Consider the following 21,647-nt stretch of genomic DNA (forward strand, 5'->3'; position numbering starts at 1 on the left):
GCGTCTGCCCGCGCATATTTTCAGTCTAGCAACTTAACCTTTGCTTAACTTCATACGCCTCAATCGCCCAGCGCCGCCAGCTGCTCGGCCTGGTGCTCGGCGGACAGCGCATTGGTCAGGTCGGCCAGGTCGCCGTCCATGATCATGTCGAGCTTGTACAGGGTCAGGTTGATGCGGTGGTCGGTCAGGCGTCCCTGGGGGAAGTTGTAGGTGCGGATGCGTTCGCTGCGGTCGCCCGAGCCGATCAGGCTCTTGCGGGTGGCGGCTTCCTTCGACTGCTGCTCGCGCAGCTGCACGTCCTTGATGCGCGCGGCCAGCACCTTCAGGGCCTGGGCCTTGTTCTTGTGCTGGCTGCGGTCATCCTGGCACTCGACCACGATGCCGGTCGGCAGGTGGGTGATGCGTACCGCCGAATCGGTCTTGTTGATGTGCTGGCCGCCCGCGCCCGAGGCGCGGTAGGTATCGATGCGCAGGTCGGCCGGGTTGATGTTGACGTCCTCGACCTCGTCGGCTTCCGGCATCACCGCCACCGTGCAGGCCGAGGTGTGGATGCGGCCCTGGGTCTCGGTGGCCGGCACGCGCTGCACGCGGTGGCCGCCGGACTCGAACTTGAGCTTCGAGTACACGCCGTTGCCGATGATGCGCGCGATGACTTCGCGGTAGCCGCCCAGGTCCGAGGCCGACTCCGACACGATCTCGACCTGCCAGCGGTTGCGTTCGGCGAAACGGGTGTACATGCGCAGCAGGTCGCCCGCGAACAGGGCCGATTCGTCGCCGCCGGTGCCGGCGCGGATCTCGAGGAAGATGTTGCGTTCGTCGTTGGCGTCCTTCGGCAGCAGCATTTTCTGCAGGTCCAGCTCCAGCTCCGCCAGGCGGCCTTTGCCGGATTCGATCTCTTCCTGCGCGAACTCCTTCATCTCCGGATCCGCCAGCAGTTCCTGGGCCGCCGCGATGTCGCCCAGCGCCTTCTGGTACTCGTGGTAGAGCGCGACCAGCGGCGACAGCTCGGCGTGCTCGCGGGTGAGCTTGCGGTAGTTGTCCATGTTCGCGGTCGCCCCCTCGTGCGAGAGCAATTCGTCCACTTCGACGAGGCGGTTGGCAAGTTGGTCCAGCTTGGCCAGCATGGAAGGTTTCATACGGATTCCCGGAACAAGAAGAAAGGATCGAACAGGCGCCGCGGGGCGCGGCAAGGGCGCGCGTCCCGGCGGGACACGCAAGGCGAAGCGGCGCTAACGGCGGCTGCGGAACAGCTGCGGCAGCAGGGTGGCCAGGCGGGCGCGCTCGTCGCCCTGGGCGTGGTGCAGGGCCTGTTGCGGGCCATGCAGGAACTTGGCGGCGAGGCCTTTGGACAGCGCTTCGAGCACGGCTTCGGGATCGTCGCCGCGCGCCAGCAGCTTGCGGGCGCGCTCGAGTTCCGCCATGCGCAGCGCTTCGCTCGATTCGTGCAGCTCGCGGATCACCGGCACCATGGCGCGGTCGCCTACCCAGTGCATGAAGGATTCGACGCGCGCGTCGATGATGGCCTCGGCCTGCTTGACGGCGGCCTGGCGGTTTTCCATGCCGGTCTGGACCACCTGGGCCAGGTCGTCCACGGTATACAGGAAGACGTCGTCGAGGCGTGCGACTTCCGGCTCGATATCGCGCGGCACGGCCAGGTCGACCATGAACACCGGGCGGTGGCGGCGCGCCTTGACCGCGCGCTCCACCAGGCCCAGGCCGATCAGGGGCAGGGTCGAGGCGGTGCAGGAGACCACGATGTCGAACTGGTGCAGGCAGTCGGGCAGGTCGGCCAGGCGGATCGCCTTGCCGTTGTAGCGGGTGGCCAGGGCTTCGCCGCGCTCCATGCTGCGGTTGGCGATGGTGACCGACTTCGGATTCTGGGCCGCGAAGTGGGCCGCGCACAGCTCGATCATTTCGCCGGCGCCGATGAACAGCACGTGCTGGTGGGCGATGCGGTCGAAGATGCGCTGCGATAAACGAACCGCGGCGGCGGCCATGGAGACGCTGTGGGCGCCGATCTCGGTGGTGCTGCGCACTTCCTTGGCCACCGCGAAGCTGCGCTGGAACAGCTGGTGCAGGTAGGTGCCCAGGCCGCCCGCTTCTTCGGCGGTGCGCACTGCGTCCTTCATCTGGCCCAGGATCTGGGGTTCGCCCAGCACCATCGAATCCAGGCCGGAAGCGACGCGGAAGGCGTGGCGCACGGCGTCGTGCTGGGGGAGCAGGTAGAGGTGCGGACGCAGCTCGGCGTAGTTAAGCGCATGATAATGCGCCAGGAACTGGCCGGAGGCGTCGAGGGGATTCGGCAGGTTGCTTGCCGCGTAGAGTTCGGTGCGGTTGCAGGTCGACAGGATCGCCGCTTCCTCGCCGGTCGAACCCTGGCGCGAGAACCAGGTGCGCGCCGCCTGCACCGCGCGTCCGAGCTGGTCGGGCGCGAGCGCCAGCTGCTCGCGCAGCGAGACCGGTGCGGTGGTGTGGTTCAGGCCAACGGCGAGCAGTTGCATTCGGGGACGGGGGTCGACAGGTATGCACCCATTATACCCTCAGGCCAGCAGGGTTTCAGCGGATACCGCCGAGGGGGGCTCAGGCGCCCAGCTTTTCCAGGCGGTAGCCGTAGCTGTAGACCGGCACCAGGCGGAAACCGTTCTCCGGGCGCAGGTGCAGCTTGTTGCGTACGCGCGAGACGTGGGTGTCCATGGTGCGCGAAGGGACATCGGTATCGCGCACCCAGACCGACTCGTGTATGTAGGCGCGCGACAGCGGGCGGCCGATGTTACGGAAGAACAGCAGCGCCAGCGAGAACTCTTTCTGGGTCACGTCGATGACCGAACCGTCCTTCAGCAGGCGGCCGGGACGGGTTTCGAAGACATAGGGGCCGAACTGCAGCTGCTCGGCGCTGTTCTGCGAGGGGTAGGCGCGGCGCAGCAGGGCCGAGACACGGGCCACCAGCTCGCCGCGGCGCAGCGGCTTGACCAGGTAGTCGTCGGCGCCGGCGCTGACGCCGTCGATGATGTCGTCTTCGGCATTGTTGCCGACGAGGAAGATGACCGGTGCGGTCGGCGCCAGCTTTTCCTTGGCGCGGCGCAGCACCTCGGCACCGTCGAGGTCAGGAACGTTCCAGTCCATGACCAGCATATCCGCACTGTCCTTGCGAAGCTGCCCCAGCAGCTCCTTGGCGCTATCAAACGATTGGCAGCTGTGGCCAGCAGCGCTCAGCACCTGGCAGATCAGGTCTGCCTGGCTACGGTCTTGTTCAAGAACGGCGATCTTCATGTTGACGCTTATAAAAAGTTGCCTTTGTAGGAAGTGTCCTACAAGGTTAAACCAAATATATCAGACTTTCACAAAATAGTGCTACAGATAAACACCGAATTTACATTTGCAACTACAGATCTGTTGTGTGAAAGGGACCACTAAGCAATTTCTACTATGGGAGTACACTCGAAACACGGTTTTCCAACATCTACAGCGAGGTGACGATATGTTGTTTCGACGCAAAAACAAGATCGACGAGTCGGGCCGCGTGCCCGTGACCGGAACCCAGATCGAGCAAGCGCGCCAGCGTTGCCTGCAGGTCGTGAAGAAGCGCGCGGCCATGTCGGCCGGCGTGGCGGCGATCCCGCTGCCGGGCATGGACATCCTGTCGGACGCGACCGGCTTCGCCGTGCTGGTGGACGAAGTCAACAAGGAATTCGGCCTGACCCAGGCGCAGATCGAGAAGCTGACCCCGCGCCTGCGCCGGATCGCCTATGAGGCGGCCGCTTCGGTGGGCGGCATGATGGTCGGGAAGATGGTGACGCGCAGGCTGGTGATGGGCCTGTTCAAGCGCTCGGCCGGGAAGATGGCGGCCAAGTCGACCGCCAGGTTCGTGCCGCTGGCCGGGCAGCTGGCCTCGGCGGCGATCGGCTATGCCTTGTTCAAGAAGATGGGCGACCAGCACGTGGAAGCCTGCGCCAAGGTGGCGCGTGCGCTGGAAGCGGAGACCGGCAAGGAATTCGACAATTTGTCGCCGATGCCGGCCGCGGGCAAGGGCTTCGAAGGCGAGTCGCCGATGCCGGTGATGTAAACGACGATGCCCGCGCGAGGCGGGCATCCAGTGGGAGCGCCTGAAGAAAATCAGGCGTCCGGCAGCACGACGTTTACATCGAGCACTTCCAGGTTGCCCTGGCGGTCGAGCGAGATCTTGATGTCGTCCGGGTTGACCTTGGTGTACTTCGAGATCACCTCGATCAGCTCGCGGTGCAGGGCAGGCAGGAAGTCCGGGCCGGTGCGGCTGCTGCGTTCGCGCGCGATGATGATCTGCAGGCGTTCCTTGGCGGCTGTCGCGCTCTTCTTTTTTTCCGGGAAGAGGAAATTAAGCAGCGGCATATCACTTGGCTCCGAAAATGCGCTGGAACAGGCCCGGCTTCTCGTAGTTCGTGAAGCGCAGCGGACGTTCCTCGCCCAGGAAACGGGCGACCACGTCTTCGTAGGCGTCAGCCACGTCGGTGCCCTTGAAATGGATGGCCGGGTTGCCCTGGTTCGATGCGTGCAGCACCGATTCCGATTCCGGGATGATGCCGATCAGCGGAATGCGCAGGATTTCCTGCACATCCTGGTAGGACAGCATTTCGTCGGCTTCGACGCGCTTCGGCGAGTAGCGGGTGATCAGGAGGTGTTCCTTGACCGGCTCCGAACCGCTCTGGGCGCGGCGCGACTTGGCCTGCAGGATGCCCAGGATGCGGTCCGAGTCGCGCACCGAGGACACTTCCGGGTTGGTCACGACGATCGCCTCGTCGGCGAAGGTCAGGGCCATCAGGGCGCCGTGCTCGATGCCGGCCGGCGAATCGCAGACGATGAAGTCGAAGCCCATCTTGACCATGTCGTTGAGCACGTTCTCGACGCCTTCTTCGCTCAGCGCGTCCTTGTCGCGGGTCTGCGAGGCCGGCAGGATGAACAGGTTGTCGCAGTGCTTGTCCTTGATCAGCGCCTGGTTCAGGGTCGCCTCGCCGTTGATCACGTTGATCAGGTCGTACACCACGCGGCGTTCGCAGCCCATGATCAGGTCGAGGTTACGCAGGCCGACGTCGAAGTCGATGACCGCGGTCTTGTAGCCGCGCATGGCCAGCCCGGTCGAGAAGCTCGCGCTCGAGGTCGTCTTGCCCACACCGCCCTTGCCGGACGTCACAACAATAATTCTTGCCACAAAAAAGTCCTTTTCAATATCTGTGAGTTCGGGATTCAGGCGCGCGGCGATGCCGGGCCCAGCGACTGGATGTCGATCCGGTCGCCGACCAGCCGGACCTGGGCCGGCTGGCGCGCCTGGTTGTTCGGGAATCCTTCGTCGAAGGTGCGGTAGACGCCGGCGATCGACACCAGCTCGGGCTGCATCGTCAGGGCGAAGATGCGCGCCCCGGCGTCTCCCGACGCGCCCGCCAGCGCCCGTCCGTTGAGCGGCGCATACACGTGGATGCTGCCGTCGGCGATGATTTCCGCGCCGTTGTTGACCACCGCCGTGATGATCAGGTCGCTGCCGCGCGCATAGATGCGCTGGCCGGCCCGCACCGGGGTGTCGATGATCATGGCCGTCGGGGCCGGGACGGGAGCCGCCGCCGGAGCAGGGGCCGGTTCCGCCACCGGCACCGGCGCCGCGACCGGCGCGGGAACAGGGGCAGCCGCAGCCGCCGGCGCGGCGCTCTCCGGCGCGCGCACGCCGCTCGAGCCGTCGTCCAGCGCCAGGCCGTGGGCGCGGATCGCCTCGGCCATCGCCGGGCTGGCGCCGCGCACCGCCACGGCATTGAGCCGGTATTTCTTGAGCAGCGCCACCAGGGCCGGCCAGTCGATGGCCGGGGTCTCGTGCGCGATCGCCGCCACGTCGATCACCGCGAATTCGTCTTCGAAGAAGTCGGACACGCCGCCGGTCATCTGGGTCAGGGCCGCATCGATGGCCACCGGATCGGCCGAGTGCAGGATCGTCGAGATGGCGACGACCGTGGAGATCTTGATTTCGATGGGCAGCGTGGTTTTCGGCATAAAACAGGAGTGGTTGGCGTTGCGCTCGTGCATTCTACTGTGAAATTTACAGAAAAGGTCGTCGCGGATAAATGATTCTTAGTGGAAATTGATGCTTTGCCAAACCCAAAAAATTAAGTCGCGCCATAGGCCGAAAGGCGGTTCTACAGCGGTTGTATTCTGTGAATAAGCTGATAAGATTGATTTTGCTCAAACTAGAGTAGAGCACCGTACGTAATATGCTTGGGTTTCGCACCCCTCGCGCCAATCAAGGGATGCCGGCGGCTCCGGCCGCCGTCTCGACCAACCCGGCCCGAACGGGCCGGCAGAACGGAGATCGACATGGAAGACGTAGTCATCGTAGCCGCTGGCCGCACTGCCGTCGGCAAGTTCGGCGGCACGCTCGCCAAGATCCCAGCCGCCGAACTCGGCGCGCATGTGATCCGCCACCTCCTGGGCAAGACGGGCATCGATCCCGCTTCCATCAGCGAGGTCATCATGGGCCAGGTGCTCACCGCCGGCGTGGGCCAGAATCCGGGCCGCCAGGCGTCCATCAAGGCGGGCCTGCCCGACATGGTGCCGGCCTACACCATCAACAAGGTCTGCGGCAGCGGCCTCAAGGCCACCCACCTGGCCACCCAGGCGATCCGCTGCGGCGACGCCGGCATCATCATCGCCGGCGGCCAGGAGAACATGAGCGCCGCGCCGCACGTGCTCAACGGCTCGCGCGACGGCTTCCGCATGGGCGACATCAAGATGACCGACACGATGATCGTGGACGGCCTGTGGGATGTCTACAACCAGTACCACATGGGGGTGACGGCCGAGAACGTCGCGCGCAAGTACGAAGTCTCGCGCGCCGAGCAGGACGAATTCGCGCTGCAGTCGCAGCTCAAGGCCGAGGCCGCCCAGAAGGAAGGCCGCTTCAAGGACGAGATCATCCCGATCGAGATCCCGTCCAAGAAGGGCGCGATCGTGTTCGACAGCGATGAATACCCGAAGCACGGCACCACGCTGGAAGCGCTGGCCAGCCTGCGCCCGGCCTTCAACAAGGAAGGCACCGTCACCGCCGGCAACGCGTCCGGCCTGAACGACGGCGCGGCCGCCGTGATCATGATGGGCGCCTCCAAGGCGCGCGAACTGGGCCTGACCCCGCTGGCGCGCATCAAGGCCTACGCATCGGCCGGCATCGACCCGACCATCATGGGCATGGGACCGGTCTCGGCCTCGCGCCTGTGCCTGCAGAAGGCCGGCTGGCGCCACGAGGACGTGGATCTGATGGAAATCAACGAGGCGTTCGCCGCCCAGGCCATTGCCGTCAACAAGGAAATGGGCTGGGATACCTCGAAGATCAATGTGAACGGCGGCGCGATCGCGCTGGGCCACCCGATCGGTGCGTCCGGCTGCCGTGTCCTGGTCACCCTGCTGCACGAAATGGCCCGGCGCGACGCCAAGCGCGGCCTGGCCAGCCTGTGCATCGGCGGCGGCATGGGCGTGGCGCTGGCAGTCGAACGCGACTGACAGGCGATCCATATACGGGGATGTTAGGGAAGTGACGAATACCAACACTGGAGAGAACAATGGCTAGAGTAGCATTAGTAACGGGCGGCATGGGCGGCCTGGGCGAAGCGGTGTGCCTCAAACTGGCCGCGCTGGGATATACGGTCGTCACTACTTTTTCGCCGGGTAACAAGAAGGTCGACGGCTGGCTCAGCAGCATGCGCGAGCAGGGCCACGACTTCAAGGCCTACGCCTGCGACGTGTCGGACTACGACTCGGCCCAGGAATGCGTGCGCCAGGTGGTGCAGGACATCGGTCCGGTCGACGTGCTGGTCAACAACGCCGGCATTACCCGCGACATGACCTTCAAGAAAATGGACAAGGTCAATTGGGATGCGGTCATGAAGACCAACCTGGACTCGGTCTTCAACATGACCAAGCCGGTCTGCGACAGCATGGTCGAGCGCGGCTGGGGCCGCATCATCAACATCTCGTCGGTGAACGGCCAGAAGGGCGCCTTCGGCCAGACCAACTACTCGGCGGCCAAGGCCGGCATGCACGGCTTCACCAAGGCGCTGGCGCTGGAAGTGGCGCGCAAGGGCGTGACCGTCAACACCATCTCGCCGGGCTACATCGGCACCAAGATGGTGATGGACATCCCGAGCGAAGTCCTGGAAACCAAGATCATCCCGCAGATTCCGATGGGCCGCCTGGGCAAGCCGGAAGAAGTGGCTGGTCTGGTCGCCTTCCTGGCTTCCGACGACGCGGCTTTCGTCACCGGCGCCAACATCGCCATCAACGGCGGCCAGCACATGTTCTGATCCGCATGGCTTGATCACACCGATCTGCGCTTGCGCTCTCGGCCCGGTCCAGTAATGGCCGGGCTTTTTTTCGGCTGTTTCCGGCTTCACGATGCGCGTGACACGCGAGCTTCCATGCCCCTTGGCACATACGCGAGCGCGCACTGGCGCCAGGCCGCCGATCGCGGTGCCGCACGATGCCGCCGCCATTTACAATGGCATGGTCTCCACCTGGCATGAAGAGGAAACCGATGTCTACCTTGCCGCATGGCGCGCTGGCGCTGTCCAGCCTCGACGAACAAGTGCTGCTCCCCGGCACCAAGGGCCTGCCCCTGCGCGAACCCTTGCGCCAGGGCGCGATCGGCGTGCAGGGCTGGAACGTGCTGCGCGGCGACACCAGCTTCCCGGTGGCGGTGCTGAAGGATGCCGCGTTGCGCCACAACCTCGACTGGATGCGCCGCTTCTGCGAGCGCCATGGCGTCACCCTGGCGCCGCACGGCAAGACCACGATGAGTCCGCAGCTGTTCGGCGCCCAGCTGGCCAATGGCGCCTGGGGAATCACCCTGGCCACCGCCGCCCAGGTGCAGATAGCGCACCGTTTCGGCGTGCGCCGCGTGCTGCTGGCCAACCAGCTGGTGGGCCGCGCCGACATCGCGGCCGTGCTCGACCTGCTGCACGGCGACCCCGACTTCGAATGCGTGGTGCTGGCCGATTCCCCGGCCGGCGCTGAGCGCCTGGCGCGCGCGGTGCGGGAAACAGGACTCGCGCGTCCGCTCCCGGTGCTGGTCGAGCTCGGCCTGGCCGGCAAGCGCGCCGGCTGCCGCACGCCTGAGGCGGCGATGGCGGTGGCGCGCCAGGTCGCCGGCGCCCGGGGCCTGGTCCTGGCCGGCTTCGAAGGCTACGAAGGCCTGCTCGTCACCAGCGACCGCGCCGCCGATGTGCGCGCGGTGAACGATTTCCTGGCCCAGCTCACCGCCCTGGTGCGCGCCGCCGACGAGGAAACGCTGTTCGGCACACCGGAAATTCTGCTCTCGGCCGGCGGCTCGGCCTATTTCGACCTGGTGGCGCGCGGCTTCGCGGGTGTCCATGGCCTGTCGCGCCCGGTACGCGCGGTGCTGCGCAGCGGCTGCTACCTGACGTCGGACCACGGCACCTACCTGCGCCACATCGCCGAGATCGAGGAGCGCGAAGGCGCGCAGGAACAAGGCCTGCAACCGGCCCTGGAAGTCTGGAGCATGGTGCAGTCGCGCCCCGAGCCGACCCTGGCGATCCTGACCATGGGCAAGCGCGACGCGTCCTATGACGCCGACCTGCCGGTGCCGCTGTATACCCACCGCCCGGACAGCGGCGCATCCAGCCCGAGCACGCTGCCGCCGGGCTGCACGATCTTCAAGCTCAACGACCAGCACGCCTACCTGCGCCTGCCCGAGGGCGACCCGCTGTGCGACAGCCTGGCGGTGGGCGACCTGGTCGGCTGCGGCATCTCGCATCCCTGCACCACCTTCGACAAGTGGCAGCTGCTGCTGGCGGTGGACGAGGCCTATACGGTGCGCTACGCCCTGAACACCTTCTTCTGACGGGGCGCGGTAGGCTACAATCGGCTTCCACCTCCTGCAAAGAGCCGCCATGCCCGTCACGCCGCCGTCGCTGTTCCCGCCGATCCAGCCCATCCGCCAAGGCATGCTCGCCGTCGACGAGCTGCACACGATCTACTGGGAAGAGGTCGGCAACCCGGACGGCACCCCGGTCGTGTTCCTGCACGGCGGCCCGGGCGCGGGCCTGTCGCCCCAGCACCGCCGTTTCTTCGACCCGCGCACCTACCGCGTGATCCTGTTCGACCAGCGCGGCGCCGGCAAGTCGACCCCGCTGGGCGAATGGCGCAACAACACCACCCAGCTGCTGATCGAGGACATCGAGCGCCTGCGCACCCTGTTCGGCATCGAGCGCTGGCTGGTGTTCGGCGGCTCCTGGGGCTCGACCCTGGCGCTCGCCTACGGCCAGGCCCATCCCGAGCGTTGCCTGGGCTTCGTCCTGCGCGGGATCTTCCTGTGCACGAAGGACGAGGTGGAATGGTTCATCAATGGCGTGCGCTGGTTCTACCCGGAGCTCTACGACGAATTCGTCGCGCCGATTCCGCAAGCCGAGCGCGGCGACCTGCTCAAGGCCTACGCCAGCCGCCTGCTGTGCCACGACCCGGACGTCTACTGGCCGGCAGCGCGCGCCTGGAGCCGCTTCGAAGGGCGGCGCGTGTTCCTGCTGCCCCAGCCGGAAGAAGCCGCGTCCGACACCCTCGACCTGGGCGTGGGCCGGCTCGAATCGCACTACATGCTGAACGGCGCCTTCCTCGAGGAAGACCAGCTGGTGCGCGACATCGGGCGCATCGCCCACCTGCCGGCCACCATCGTGCAGGGCCGCTACGACGTGATCTGCCCGCCGCTGTCGGCTTACCGCCTGCACGCGGCCTGGCCGGGCGCGAAGCTGCACATGATTCCCGACGCCGGCCACGGCGCCCTGGAAACCGGCATCGCGCGCGCCCTGGTGGCCGCGACCGAGCAGTTCAAGCGCCACGGCCGCTTCGATTGAAGCGGGACCCGCCGCTGCGGACTGCTACACTAGGCGCCAAGACACACCACAACAATTCGAACGTGTTCTCATGAATATCCAGATCAGCGACATCGGCCACGTCATCCAGCTGGCGATCGCGCCCGTGTTCCTCCTGACCGGCGTGGCGACCAAGCTGACGGTCCTGACCAACCGCCTGGCGCGCATCATCGACCGCACCCGTGTCCTCGAGGACCGGCTCAAGGTCAGCCCCAACGGCGAATACGCATCGGAACTCGAGACCCTGTACCAGCGCTCGCACCTGATCAACTACGCCATCACCTCCAGCACCGCCTGCGGCCTGCTGGTGTGCGTGGTCATCGCGATGCTGTTCCTGGGCGACACCACCAATCTTCCGCTCGACCAGTACATCGCCGCCTGCTTCGTGTTCGCGATGATGGGCCTGATCAGCAGCTTCATTTATTTTTTGCGCGAGATCTTCATCGCCTCGCGCTTCATGCGCCAGCAGCACCTGCACTCCCTGCAGCAGGGGCGCTGACGCAGCCTTGAAAGAACCTATGCACGACTACCAACGCCCCCCGACCCTGCACCGCTACGCACTGCGCGCCGATCTCGAGAGCGCGCTGAGCGCGGGCCAGTTCCGCCTCGAGCCCGCGGGCGGCTTCCTGACCCTGTCCTTCTCGACCGTGTGGGACAAGCACCTGTTCGACGTCCTGGCCCCGGCCGACAGCTGCCTGGTGATCCACAACACCGAGCTGTTCGGCGAGCGCCTGCACCGTGCGGTGCAGCGCCTGCTGCCCAACTGGGCCGGCATCGACGGCCCGGTCGAATACGGCAGCCGCTCGCGCCTGGGCGCCGCTTTCTCGAAGAGCGCCATGCATGCGCAAGAGAAGGAATGGCAGTTCGCCTGGCGCTCGCTGTCGCCCAACGCCAGCCTGCATCCGGTCACGGTCAGCATCGGCAATATCGAGTCCTTCGCCGAATTGCGCAGCCGCGAAAGCCACCTGGCTTAATCACTTTAGAAACACGGCTCCAGGAAATCACGGTGTAATGCCGTGATGACTACCAACGCCTACCCCAATCTGCTCGCGCCGCTCGACCTGGGTTTCACCACCCTCAGGAACCGCGTGATCATGGGCTCGATGCACACCGGGCTCGAAGACCGTTTCTACAACTACGGCAAGCTGGCCGCGTTCTACCGCGAACGCGCGCGCGGCGGCGCCGGCCTGATCGTCACCGGCGGCATCTCGCCCAACCGCCAGGGCTGGCTGCTGCCGTTCGGCGGCACCCTGAATTTCCTGGGCGACGTGCCCAACCACCGCAAGCTCACGCGCGCGGTGCACGAGGAGGGCGGCAAGATCGTGCTGCAGATCCTGCACGCGGGCCGCTACGGCTACCAGCCCTTCGTGGTTTCGGCCTCCGGCATCAAGTCGCCGATCTCGCGCTTCACGCCCAAGCCCCTGACCGAGGCCGGCATCGAGGACACCATCCGCGCCTACGCGCGCTGCGCGAAGCTGGCCAAAATGGCCGGCTACGACGGCGTCGAAGTGATGGGCAGCGAAGGCTACCTGCTCAACCAGTTCCTGTGCGCGCGCACCAACAAGCGCACGGACGCCTGGGGCGGCTCGATCGAGAACCGCATGCGCCTGCCCGTGGAAGTGGTGCGCCGCATCCGCGCCGCGGCGGGTCCCGACTTCATCATCATGTACCGCCACTCGGTGCTCGACCTGGTCGAAGGCGGCAATACCTGGGACGAAGTGGTGGCCACCGCCAGGGCCCTGGAAGCGGCCGGCGTCAACCTGCTCAACACCGGCTACGGCTGGCACGAGGCGCGCATCCCGACCATCGTCACCTCGGTGCCGCGTGCGGCCTTCGCCGACGTGGCGGCGCGCCTGCGCAAGGAAGTGGGCATTCCGGTGGCGGCCTCGAACCGCATCAACATGCCGGCCGAGGCGGAGCAGCTGCTGGCCTCGGGCAGCGCCGACCTGGTGTCGATGGCGCGGCCCTTCCTGGCCGATCCGGAGTTCGTGAACAAGGCCGCCAGCGGCCGCGTCGACGAAATCAACACCTGTATCGCCTGCAACCAGGCCTGCCTGGACCACACCTTCCAGAACAAGCGCGCCAGCTGCCTGGTCAATCCGCGTGCCTGCCACGAGACCGAACTGGTGGTCCGCAAGACCGTCAAGCCGAAGCGCATCGCCGTGGTCGGCGCCGGCCCGGCCGGCCTGTCGGCGGCCACGGTGGCGGCCGAGCGCGGCCACCAGGTCACCCTGTTCGATGGGCTGGACCGCATCGGCGGCCAGTTCAATGTCGCCATGCGCGTGCCCGGCAAGGAGGAATTCGCCGAGACCATCCGCTACTTCGGCCGCCGCCTGGAACTGCTGGGCGTCCAGGTACGCCTGAACGAGCGCGTCACACGCGAGCAGCTGGTCGCCGCCGGCTACGACGAGGTGGTGGTGGCGACCGGCATCGTCATGCGCAAGCCGCGCATCGAAGGCATCGACCATCCCAAGGTGCTGAGCTACCTGGACGTGCTGCGCGACCGTAAACCAGTTGGCCAAAAGGTGGCGATCATCGGTGCGGGCGGGATCGGTTTCGACATGGGCGAATTCCTGGTGCACGATCCGGCCGTTCCGCTGCCGGTGCCGGCGGCGCACTGGATGGCGGAATGGGGCGTGGATCCGCATGTGGCCACGCCCGGCGGCCTGGCCGCGCCGGTGCCGCCGCAGCCGCCGCGCCAGGTCTGGCTCCTGCAGCGCAAGACCACGCGGCCGGGGGCGGGGCTGGGCAAGACCTCGGGCTGGGTGCACCGCGCGACCCTGGTGCGCAATGGCGTGACCATGATGGCGGGCGTCCAGTACGATCGCATCGACGATGCGGGTCTGCATATCACCGTCGGGGGCGAGCAGCGGCTGCTGGACGTGGATCACGTGGTGATCTGCGCGGGGCAGGAGAGCCTGGCGGAGCTGATGCCGGCGGAGGGCGCGACTGGTGGCCCTGGCTTCCACAAGATCGGTGGGGCGGCGCTGGCGGCGGAACTGGATGCGAAGCGCGCCATCCGGGAGGGGGCGGAGCTGGCGGCGCGGCTTTAATGAGACCGCGGTGTGCTGAAAAACTTGGGTCCCCGCGAAGGCGGGGACCCAAGTTTTAAGCAAACCAAAAACGCTTATTTTTTACGCACCACCACGCAGCCGATCGAATATCCCGCCCCAAACGAGCAGATCACCCCATTGGCGCCGGCCGGCAAATCGTCCTGGTACTTGTGGAAGGCGATGATCGACCCCGCCGACGAGGTATTCGCATAGGTGTCGAGGATCACCGGCGCCTCTTCCGGCGTCGCATCGCGCCCCAGCAGCGTGCGCGCGATCAGGAGGTTCATGTTCAGGTTCGCCTGGTGCAGCCAGTAGCGCGAGATATCCTTGATCTCCAGCCCGGCATTGCGCACCGTGGCGGCGATCGTCTCGGCCGCCATCGGGCACACTTCCTTGAACACCTTGCGGCCCTGCTGGCGGAACAGCTTGTCCGGCTGGCCTACGCCCGCTTCGTCGAAGCGGTTCATGAAGCCGAAGTTGTTGCGGATGTTGTTCGAGAACTTGGTCTTGAGCTGGCTATCCAGGATTTCCCACTGGTGCTTGCTGGTCGCCGTCTCCGCGGCTTCCACGATCACGGCGGTGCAGGCGTCGCCGAAGATGAAGTGGCTGTCGCGGTCGCGGAAGTTCAGGTGGCCGCTGGTGATTTCCGGGTTCAGCATCAGTACCGCGCGCGCGCGGCCGTTGCGCACCGCGTCGACCGCGGTGGCGATGCCGAAGGTGGCCGAGGAGCAGGCCACGTTCATGTCGAAGCCGAAGCCGTCGATGCCCAGCGCTTCCTGGACCTCGACCGCCATGGCCGGGTAGGGACGCTGCATGTTGCTGCAGGCGACCAGCACCATGTCGATGTCGGCCGGGGTCTTGCCGGCGCGCGCCAGCGCTTCGCGCGCGGCGGCCACGCACATCTCGGCCTGCAGCGACACCTGGTCGTCGGCGCGCTCGGGAATGCGCGCGGTCATGCGGGCCGGGTCCAGGATGCCTTCCTTTTCCATCACGTAGCGCGACTTGATGCCCGAGGCCTTCTCGATGAAGCCGCTGCTCGAGGGCTCGAGCGCCGTCACCTCGCCCACCGCGATCGCCGCGGCGTGCTCCTGGTTGTGCAGCTCGACGTAGGCGTTGAAGGCCGTCACCAGCTCGTCGTTGGAAATGGATTGCGAGGGCGTGAACAGGCCGGTGCCGCTGATGACGACAGGTTTCATGATAGGCAAACTTTCAATGGAAATAACGGGACTTGCCCGTAAGATGGCCAAATTCTACACGGTCGTGCTAAAACAGGGAATCGCCGCTTGGGGGCCGTTGGGAACTGGGCGCACACCGGCTCCCGGGGCATCCTAGTGGCCCTGGGCCAGCGTGGTGGCGCCGGCGCGCTTGGACAGCTGGACCGGCTGGCCCTTGAGGTGGTTCAGGGCCTGGGCCAGCTGGAAATCGTCCTTGCTGCCATAGTCGACCGGCTTGCGCAGGCGCGCCTCGGCCAGCAGGCGCATCTGCTCTTCGATGTCTTCCTGGCGCGTCGCGCTTTCCTTGTCGCGGTCGTTCGACAGGTGGCGTTCCAGGTCGGCTTCGCGCATGCGCAGCGCGTTCAGGCCGTCGCCCTCGGCGGTTTCGTCGACCGGGAAGTCGGGCACGATGCCGCGCGCCTGGATCGAGCGCCCGGCGGGGGTGTAGTAGCGCGCCGTGGTCAGCTTGACCGCGGCGTCGTGCCCGATCGGGCGGATGGTCTGCACCGAGCCCTTGCCGAAGGTCTGGCTGCCCAGGATGGTGGCGCGTTTGTAGTCCTGCAGGGCGCCGGCCACGATTTCCGAGGCCGAGGCCGAGCCGGTGTTCACCAGCACCACCATCGGCAGGGTCTTGTAGGCGGGCGGCAGGGCGGACAGCGGATCGGCGCCGCTGCGCAGCATGTAGAACTCGGGACGGCCGTAGAAGCGCTGCTTGGAATCGGCCAGCTGGCCGTTGGTCGAGACGATCTCGGCGTCCTTGGGCAGGAAGGCCGCCGCCACGCCGATCGCGCCCTGCAGCAGGCCGCCGGGGTCGTTGCGCAGGTCGAGCACCAGGCCCTTCATGTCCGGGTTCTGGCGGTACAGGGCCTGCAGCTTGGCCGCCATGTCGTCCACCGTCGGTTCCTGGAACTGGGCGATGCGCAGCCAGGCATAGCCCGGCTCGATCATTTTCGCCTTCACGCTTTTCTGGATGATCTCGCTGCGCGTGATGGTGAAGAAGAGCGGGGCGGGCGCGTCCTTGCGCGCGATGGTCAGGGTGACCCGGGTGCCGGGTTCGCCGCGCATGCGCTTGATCGCCTCGTCGATCGGCACGCCCTGCACCGGGAAGCCGTCGATCTGGGTGATCAGGTCGCCTTCCTTGATGCCGGCGTGGAAGGCCGGCGAGTCTTCGATGGGCGCGACGATCTCGACGTAGCCGTCCTCGCTCTCGGAAATCTCGATGCCCAGGCCGACGAAGCGGCCTTCGGTGCCCTCGCGCAGCTCGCGGTAGGCGCGCGGGTCGAGGTAGGCGGAGTGGGGGTCGAGCGAGGCCACCATGCCGGAAATGGCTTCCGACAGCAGGGCCTTGTCCTCGACCGGTTCGACATAGTTGGACTTGATGACGCCGACGACGTCGGCCAGCTGGCGCAGTTCGGCCATGGGCATGCTTTCCTCGACCGGCTTGTAGGCCAGGGCCGAGAACTGCATGGTGAGCGCGACCCCGGCAAGCGCGCCAAGGCCGACGAGGCAGGAATTCTTGAATGTAGAGCCCATGGTCACCCGATCTGGCTGCGCGCGCCTTGAAATGTCCGCTGGTTCGCCCCTGAGATAGCGCAATCCAGTATAAACCTGTTCCTGCGCGCCGGAGAGCGCAAGCGCAAACAAGCATGCACCCGGCCCGCCATGCACAGGGCAGGGCGCACAGCTATTGATCCGTTGGTAAGCAATTGTAAGAGTGCAAGCGAGCGGGGGCGGGGCGGCCTATATTCAATACCAGTTTTTCTCTCTCTCCACTCTTGAAGTGGTCTTTGCCCACGGCCCCCTCCGTGGGCTTTTTTCTTTCCGGCGCACGCAGGCGCGCTGCCGGAAAAGGCCTGCCGGGATTGTACATTCCACAGCGCAACTTTACCCGCGCACACAAGGTCTTGTTGTCGTCTCCCAACACATGCATACGCGAAAAAGCACTCCTGGCGTGTATCGAAAAGTAAAAAAACTTTAATCCCCGTTGCTGCCTGTTTCTCAACAGCTAGAATGGTCTTTCGCCCGCGTGCGCCCTGTACGCGCCGGCATGCTACCGAAGACCAAGAACGCGAATGAATACATATGTTTCCCTGGCCTGCGCGGCCCTGCTCGGCGCGGCTTCCGTGCCCGCGGCAGGCCAGACCGGCGCCGAGCCGGCAGCACCCCAGGAGCCGGGTGCGGCCCAGACCCGGCAGGCGCCGCCTCCCAAGACCGACGACAAGCTGCAGCAGGTGACCATCAGCGGCAGCCGCGCCAACGATACCGACCAGCGCCGCCTGGCCACCGCTTCCAAAATGATCTTCGGCCGCGAAGAGCTGGACCGCAACGGCGACAGCAATGTCGGCGAGATCCTCAAGCGCCTGCCGGGCGTGACCATGGCCGGTCCGCCGGGCCGGGGCGGCGGCGGGGTGCGCATGCGCGGCATGGGCAACGGTTATACGCAGATGCTGGTCAACGGCGAGCGCCCGCCGCCAGGCTTCTCGCTGGAGTCGCTGCCGCCCGACCAGGTCGAGCGCATCGAGGTGATCCGCGGCCCGGTGGCCGAGCATTCCACCCAGGCGATCGCCGGCACCATCAACATCGTGCTGCGCGAAGGCTACCAGCAGAAGGACATCCAGTTCCGCGCCAGCGACAGCGTGTCCGGCGGCCTGCATTCGCCCGACGTGTCGCTGGCGATGCCGGGCAAGTCCGGCAGGCTGAGCTGGCTCACCAACGTGATGCTGCGCCTGAACCGCAACGAGAACGAGAGCCGGACCTACGACCGCACCGAGCGCCGCGACGGCACCCTCGACAGCGAGCAGCTGCTCGACGGCCGCAGCGATTCGCATTCGAAGGGCCTGCACGCCTCGCCGCGCTTCACCTACACCTTCGACAACAAGGACACGCTCACGGTCCAGCCCTTCCTAGGCGTGAACCGCAGCGATTCGCGCCTGAACAACACGGTCACGCGCCTGGGCGGCGAGCCGGATTACGCGCGCCTGGACCAGGCGTCGGATTCCGATTCCACCTTCGGCCGCCTGTTCGGCAACTGGCTGCACCGCATGGACAACAACGCCAAGCTCGACCTCAAGTTCGGCTTCGGCGGCGCCAACAGCGAGAACACCAGCGTGCGCCGCACCTATGGCTTCGCCGGCGAGCCGCTGCGCGTGTTCAACGACACGGGCGACATGCGCTTCCGCGGCGCCAACACGGGCGGCAAGTACACCAGGCCGATCGCCAAGGGCCACCTGCTGGCCGTCGGCTGGGACGTGGAATATACACGCCTGAAGCAGAAGCAGGTGTCCGAGGACGACGGCGGTCCGCTGTACGAGGAATCGGGCGCGAATCTCTCCGCCAACCAGCGCAAGATCGCGCTGTTCGCCCAGGACGAATTCGACATCAGCGAGCGCTGGTCGGCCTACCTGGGCCTGCGCTGGGAAGGCATCCGCACCGCCAGCACCGGCGTCGGCAACAGCGTGAAGAACGAGAGCCGCGTCTGGAGCCCGGTGCTGCACAGCGTCTGGCGCATCCCCGGCAAGGACAAGGACCAGGTGCGCGCCAGCCTGACGCGCAGCTACCGCGCCGCGCAGCTGAACGACATGATCGCCGCGCCCACCATCTCGGCCGACAATTCCTTCGTGCGCCCCGACCGCAGCGGCAATCCGGACCTCAAGCCGGAACTGGCGACCGGCATCGACCTGGCCTACGAACACTACATCGGCCGCACCGGCATCGTCTCGGCCAGCGCCTTCGTGCGCAATGTCGACGACCTGATCCGCCGCACCGTCACCGAAGTGCCGACCGCCCAGGGCCCGCGCTGGATCTCGCGCCCGGTCAACATCGGCAAGGCGCGTACCAGCGGCATCGAGCTGGAAGCCAAGTTCCAGCTGACCGACCTGGTCAAGGATGCGCCGAACGTGGACGTGCGCGCCAACTACAGCCGCTTCTGGTCCGACGTGGAAGACATCCAGGGCCCGCACAACCGCCTCGAGGGCCAGGCCGAGCAGACCGCCAACGTGGGCGCCGACTGGCGCCTCAAGGGCCTGCCCCTGACCCTGGGCGCGAGCCTGAACTGGACCCCGGATTTCCTGGTCCAGGTCAGCAACGAGGAACTGGCCTTCACCGGCTCCAAGCGCCAGCTGGACCTGTTCGCGCTGTGGAAATTCTCAGGCAATACCCAGGTGCGCGTGTTCGGCAACAACCTGCTGTCGCAGAACTACGATACGGCGCGCAGCGTCAGCCTGCCGGAAGTATTCACCAGCACCCAGACGCGCACATATGCAACAGTCGGTGTGCGTCTTGAAACAAAACTGTAATCAAACGGCCGGAGCCCATGCTACATTTTCCGGCCGTAGCACTTTTTTACCCCGCAAAGAGGACCTTCCTGTGAAGCGATACATCCTGAGCACCCTGACCCTGTCCATCATGACCGCCTTCGCCACCACGGCGGCGGTCGCGGCGGACAACGCGCCGGCAAAACCGGCGGCGGCCTTGATTTCCGGCATCGACACCCAGTTCATCGACGACAGCGTGCGTCCGCAGGACGACTTCTTCAGCTATCTCAACGGCAAGTGGCTCAAGACCGCCGAGATCCCGAGCGACAAGGCCAGCTGGGGCACCTTCATGAAGCTGCGCGACGACACCACGCCGCAGCTGCGCGCCATCATCGAGGCCGCGCAGAAGGATCCGCTTGCTCGGAAGCAGGGCACCGAAACCCAGAAGATCGCCGACCTGTACGCCAGCTTCATGGACCAGGCCAAGCGCGAGAGCCTGGGCTACAAGCCGCTCAGCGGCGAACTGTCGCGCATCCGCGCGCTCAAGGACAAGAAGGCGGTCCCGAACCTGGTCGCCCACCTGGCGAAGATCGGCGTGGCTTCGCCCTACGGCATGTACGTCAGCCAGGATGCGCGCGAGTCCACCAAGTACGCTGCCTACATCAGCCAGAGCGGCCTGGGCATGCCGGACCGCGACTACTACCTGAAGCTGGACGACAAGCGCATGGCCGAGACCCGCGCCGCCTACGAACAGCACGTCGCCAGGATCCTGGCGCTGGCCGGCGAGAAGAACGCCCCGGAACAGGCCAAGGCCATCCTCGACTTCGAGACCGAGCTGGCCAGGGTGCAGTGGACCAAGGTCGAGAACCGCGACCCGGTCAAGCGCTACAACAAGATGACGGTGGCCGAGCTGGCCAAGCTGGCCCCGGGCTACGACTGGAAGGCGGCGCTGGCCGCCGCCGGGGTGGCCGGCAAGGCTGACTACGTCATCGTGTCGCAGCCGAGCTACCTGGCCGGCTTCGACGCCGTGCTGGCCAAGACCGACCTGGCCACCATCAAGTCCTACTTCGAATGGCAGCTGCTGCGCGAGTACGCGCCCTACCTGTCGAAAGCCTTCGTCGACGAGAACTTCGCCTTCTATGGCACCGCGCTGACCGGCGTGACCGAACAGCGTCCGACCTGGAAGATCGGCGTCTCGACCGTCGAGGACGCGCTGGGCGAGGCGCTCGGCAAGCTGTACGTCCAGGAGCACTTCCCTGCCGAGCGCAAGGCGCGCATGGAAGAACTGGTGAAGAACCTGCTGGTCGCCTACAAGGAATCGATCGACACCCTCGAGTGGATGAGCCCGGCGACCAGGAAGGAAGCCCAGGCCAAGCTGGCCAAGTTCACCCCGAAGATCGGCTACCCGGACAAGTGGCGCGACTACTCGGCGCTGGCGATCCGCGGCGGCGACCTGGTCGGCAACGTGATGCGCGCCTCGACCTTCGACTACAACCGCAACATCAACAAGCTGGGCAAGCCGATCGACCGCACCGAATGGGGCATGACGCCGCAGACCGTGAACGCCTACTACCGCAGCACGACCAACGAGATCGTGTTCCCGGCCGCGATCCTGCAGCCGCCGTTCTTCGACATGCGCGCCGACGACGCCGTGAACTACGGCGCGATCGGCGCCGTGATCGGCCACGAGATCGGCCACGGCTTCGACGACAAGGGCAGCCAGTCGGACGGCGACGGCAACCTGCGCAATTGGTGGACCGAGGAAGACCGCGCCGCCTTCAAGGCCCGCACCGACAAGCTGGTCAGCCAGTACAGCGGCTTCTCGCCGCTGCCGGGCTATCACGTCAACGGCGAACTGACCCTGGGCGAGAACATCGGCGACAACGCCGGCCTGTCGATCGCGCACAAGGCCTACAAGATCTCGCTCAAAGGCCAGCCTGCTCCGGTGATCGACGGCCTGACCGGCGACCAGCGCTTCTTCATGGGCTTCGGCCAGGTGTGGCGCTCGAAGATGCGCGAAGCCCAGCAGATCAACCAGGTCAAGACCGACCCGCACTCGCCGGGCCAGTTCCGCGCCAACGGCACGGTGATGAACATGCCGGGCTTCTACGAAGCCTTCGGCGTGAAGGAAGGCGACAAGATGTACCTGGCGCCGAAGGACCGCGTCACCATCTGGTAAGCGCGATGCATGAAAGCGGGGGGGGGGGGGGCGCCCCCCCCCCCCCCCCCCCAAAAAAA

At 66.1% G+C, this 21,647-nt stretch carries 18 protein-coding genes; 10 read left to right on the plus strand and 8 right to left on the minus strand.

All coding sequences use genetic code 11. The features are described from left to right. Positions 1-59: 59 nt before the first annotated feature. The 3 genes from prfA to J8847_RS02370 all read right to left on the minus strand — a co-directional run bounded on the left by prfA (position 60) and on the right by J8847_RS02370 (position 3,270). The gene (gene prfA, locus J8847_RS02360; protein ID WP_211523080.1) at positions 60-1,136 is read right to left on the minus strand and encodes a peptide chain release factor 1; all 1,077 of its coding nucleotides are present in this window, start codon (positions 1,134-1,136) and stop codon (positions 60-62) included. Between the two features lie 93 nt (positions 1,137-1,229). After that, positions 1,230-2,501: a glutamyl-tRNA reductase gene (gene hemA / locus J8847_RS02365; RefSeq protein ID WP_211523081.1), complete on the minus strand. Its 1,272-nt coding sequence runs from the start codon at positions 2,499-2,501 to the stop codon at positions 1,230-1,232. Between the two features lie 79 nt (positions 2,502-2,580). Continuing rightward, complete coding sequence (locus J8847_RS02370; RefSeq protein WP_211523082.1) at positions 2,581-3,270, minus strand: response regulator transcription factor; 690 nt, start codon at positions 3,268-3,270, stop codon at positions 2,581-2,583. A 208-nt stretch (positions 3,271-3,478) separates the two neighbouring features. Here J8847_RS02370 and J8847_RS02375 point away from each other — a divergent pair, with 208 nt between their 5' ends. Next, entirely contained in the window at positions 3,479-4,063 is a 585-nt protein-coding gene (locus J8847_RS02375; protein ID WP_211523083.1) for a hypothetical protein, read from the plus strand. Positions 4,064-4,113: 50 nt separating this feature from the next. Here the strand turns inward: J8847_RS02375 and minE are convergent, their stop codons facing one another. Genes minE through minC form a run of 3 tightly spaced genes read right to left on the minus strand, consistent with a single transcriptional unit; the run spans position 4,114 to position 6,009 of the window. Further along, positions 4,114-4,365 carry a cell division topological specificity factor MinE gene (gene minE / locus J8847_RS02380; protein ID WP_211521554.1) on the minus strand — a complete coding sequence of 84 codons (252 nt, stop codon included), beginning with the start codon at positions 4,363-4,365 and terminating at the stop codon, positions 4,114-4,116. Position 4,366: 1 nt separating this feature from the next. Next, a complete protein-coding gene (gene minD / locus J8847_RS02385; RefSeq protein ID WP_211523084.1) occupies positions 4,367-5,182 on the minus strand; it encodes a septum site-determining protein MinD in 816 nt (271 codons plus the stop codon). 35 nt (positions 5,183-5,217) lie between these two features. Next, positions 5,218-6,009, minus strand: a complete 792-nt coding sequence (gene minC / locus J8847_RS02390; RefSeq protein WP_211523085.1) for a septum site-determining protein MinC — start codon at positions 6,007-6,009, stop codon at positions 5,218-5,220. Positions 6,010-6,330: 321 nt separating this feature from the next. On the opposite strand from minC, the gene J8847_RS02395 reads away from it, so the two are divergent. The 7 genes from J8847_RS02395 to J8847_RS02425 all read left to right on the plus strand — a co-directional run bounded on the left by J8847_RS02395 (position 6,331) and on the right by J8847_RS02425 (position 13,942). Further along, on the plus strand, positions 6,331-7,509 hold the full coding sequence (locus J8847_RS02395; RefSeq protein WP_211523086.1) for an acetyl-CoA C-acetyltransferase: 1,179 nt from the start codon (positions 6,331-6,333) through the stop codon (positions 7,507-7,509). A gap of 59 nt (positions 7,510-7,568) precedes the next feature. Beyond that, on the plus strand, positions 7,569-8,309 hold the full coding sequence (gene phbB, locus J8847_RS02400; RefSeq protein WP_211523087.1) for an acetoacetyl-CoA reductase: 741 nt from the start codon (positions 7,569-7,571) through the stop codon (positions 8,307-8,309). A 230-nt stretch (positions 8,310-8,539) separates the two neighbouring features. After that, positions 8,540-9,865, plus strand: a complete 1,326-nt coding sequence (locus J8847_RS02405; RefSeq protein ID WP_211523088.1) for an amino acid deaminase — start codon at positions 8,540-8,542, stop codon at positions 9,863-9,865. 49 nt (positions 9,866-9,914) lie between these two features. Further along, on the plus strand, positions 9,915-10,871 hold the full coding sequence (gene pip / locus J8847_RS02410; RefSeq protein ID WP_211523089.1) for a prolyl aminopeptidase: 957 nt from the start codon (positions 9,915-9,917) through the stop codon (positions 10,869-10,871). Between the two features lie 70 nt (positions 10,872-10,941). After that, positions 10,942-11,388, plus strand: a complete 447-nt coding sequence (locus J8847_RS02415; protein WP_211521892.1) for a DUF2721 domain-containing protein — start codon at positions 10,942-10,944, stop codon at positions 11,386-11,388. Between the two features lie 19 nt (positions 11,389-11,407). Next, positions 11,408-11,863 carry a hypothetical protein gene (locus J8847_RS02420; RefSeq protein WP_211523090.1) on the plus strand — a complete coding sequence of 152 codons (456 nt, stop codon included), beginning with the start codon at positions 11,408-11,410 and terminating at the stop codon, positions 11,861-11,863. Between the two features lie 45 nt (positions 11,864-11,908). Continuing rightward, positions 11,909-13,942 carry an NADPH-dependent 2,4-dienoyl-CoA reductase gene (locus tag J8847_RS02425; protein WP_211523105.1) on the plus strand — a complete coding sequence of 678 codons (2,034 nt, stop codon included), beginning with the start codon at positions 11,909-11,911 and terminating at the stop codon, positions 13,940-13,942. 74 nt (positions 13,943-14,016) lie between these two features. Here J8847_RS02425 and J8847_RS02430 read toward each other — a convergent pair whose 3' ends face one another. After that, positions 14,017-15,138, minus strand: coding sequence for a beta-ketoacyl-ACP synthase III (locus J8847_RS02430; protein WP_211523091.1), 1,122 nt, complete (start codon positions 15,136-15,138; stop codon positions 14,017-14,019). A gap of 132 nt (positions 15,139-15,270) precedes the next feature. Beyond that, a complete protein-coding gene (locus J8847_RS02435; protein WP_211523092.1) occupies positions 15,271-16,689 on the minus strand; it encodes a S41 family peptidase in 1,419 nt (472 codons plus the stop codon). A 539-nt stretch (positions 16,690-17,228) separates the two neighbouring features. Here J8847_RS02435 and J8847_RS02440 point away from each other — a divergent pair. Both J8847_RS02440 and J8847_RS02445 read left to right on the plus strand, forming a co-directional pair. Beyond that, positions 17,229-19,451, plus strand: a complete 2,223-nt coding sequence (locus J8847_RS02440) for a TonB-dependent siderophore receptor (protein ID WP_211523093.1) — start codon at positions 17,229-17,231, stop codon at positions 19,449-19,451. 70 nt (positions 19,452-19,521) lie between these two features. Continuing rightward, the gene (locus J8847_RS02445; RefSeq protein WP_373999814.1) at positions 19,522-21,588 is read left to right on the plus strand and encodes a M13 family metallopeptidase; all 2,067 of its coding nucleotides are present in this window, start codon (positions 19,522-19,524) and stop codon (positions 21,586-21,588) included. Positions 21,589-21,647: the final 59 nt, after the last annotated feature.

Origin of the sequence: Massilia sp. AB1 (assembly GCF_018119385.1) — a bacterium.
Taxonomy (GTDB): Bacteria; Pseudomonadota; Gammaproteobacteria; order Burkholderiales; family Burkholderiaceae_D; genus Telluria.

Excerpts from the sequence above, each read along its gene's own strand:
- J8847_RS02435 (WP_211523092.1), bottom strand. The coding sequence starts at position 16,689 with ATGGGCTCTACATTCAAGAATTCCTGCCTCGTCGGCCTTGGCGCGCTT.
- J8847_RS02425 (WP_211523105.1), top strand. The coding sequence starts at position 11,909 with ATGACTACCAACGCCTACCCCAATCTGCTCGCGCCGCTCGACCTGGGT.
- J8847_RS02420 (WP_211523090.1), top strand. The coding sequence starts at position 11,408 with ATGCACGACTACCAACGCCCCCCGACCCTGCACCGCTACGCACTGCGC.
- minC (WP_211523085.1), bottom strand. The coding sequence starts at position 6,009 with ATGCCGAAAACCACGCTGCCCATCGAAATCAAGATCTCCACGGTCGTC.
- J8847_RS02370 (WP_211523082.1), bottom strand. The coding sequence starts at position 3,270 with ATGAAGATCGCCGTTCTTGAACAAGACCGTAGCCAGGCAGACCTGATC.
- J8847_RS02395 (WP_211523086.1), top strand. The coding sequence starts at position 6,331 with ATGGAAGACGTAGTCATCGTAGCCGCTGGCCGCACTGCCGTCGGCAAG.
- J8847_RS02440 (WP_211523093.1), top strand. The coding sequence starts at position 17,229 with ATGAATACATATGTTTCCCTGGCCTGCGCGGCCCTGCTCGGCGCGGCT.
- J8847_RS02415 (WP_211521892.1), top strand. The coding sequence starts at position 10,942 with ATGAATATCCAGATCAGCGACATCGGCCACGTCATCCAGCTGGCGATC.
- minE (WP_211521554.1), bottom strand. The coding sequence starts at position 4,365 with ATGCCGCTGCTTAATTTCCTCTTCCCGGAAAAAAAGAAGAGCGCGACA.
- J8847_RS02430 (WP_211523091.1), bottom strand. The coding sequence starts at position 15,138 with ATGAAACCTGTCGTCATCAGCGGCACCGGCCTGTTCACGCCCTCGCAA.
- J8847_RS02405 (WP_211523088.1), top strand. The coding sequence starts at position 8,540 with ATGTCTACCTTGCCGCATGGCGCGCTGGCGCTGTCCAGCCTCGACGAA.
- phbB (WP_211523087.1), top strand. The coding sequence starts at position 7,569 with ATGGCTAGAGTAGCATTAGTAACGGGCGGCATGGGCGGCCTGGGCGAA.
- hemA (WP_211523081.1), bottom strand. The coding sequence starts at position 2,501 with ATGCAACTGCTCGCCGTTGGCCTGAACCACACCACCGCACCGGTCTCG.
- prfA (WP_211523080.1), bottom strand. The coding sequence starts at position 1,136 with ATGAAACCTTCCATGCTGGCCAAGCTGGACCAACTTGCCAACCGCCTC.
- J8847_RS02375 (WP_211523083.1), top strand. The coding sequence starts at position 3,479 with ATGTTGTTTCGACGCAAAAACAAGATCGACGAGTCGGGCCGCGTGCCC.
- pip (WP_211523089.1), top strand. The coding sequence starts at position 9,915 with ATGCCCGTCACGCCGCCGTCGCTGTTCCCGCCGATCCAGCCCATCCGC.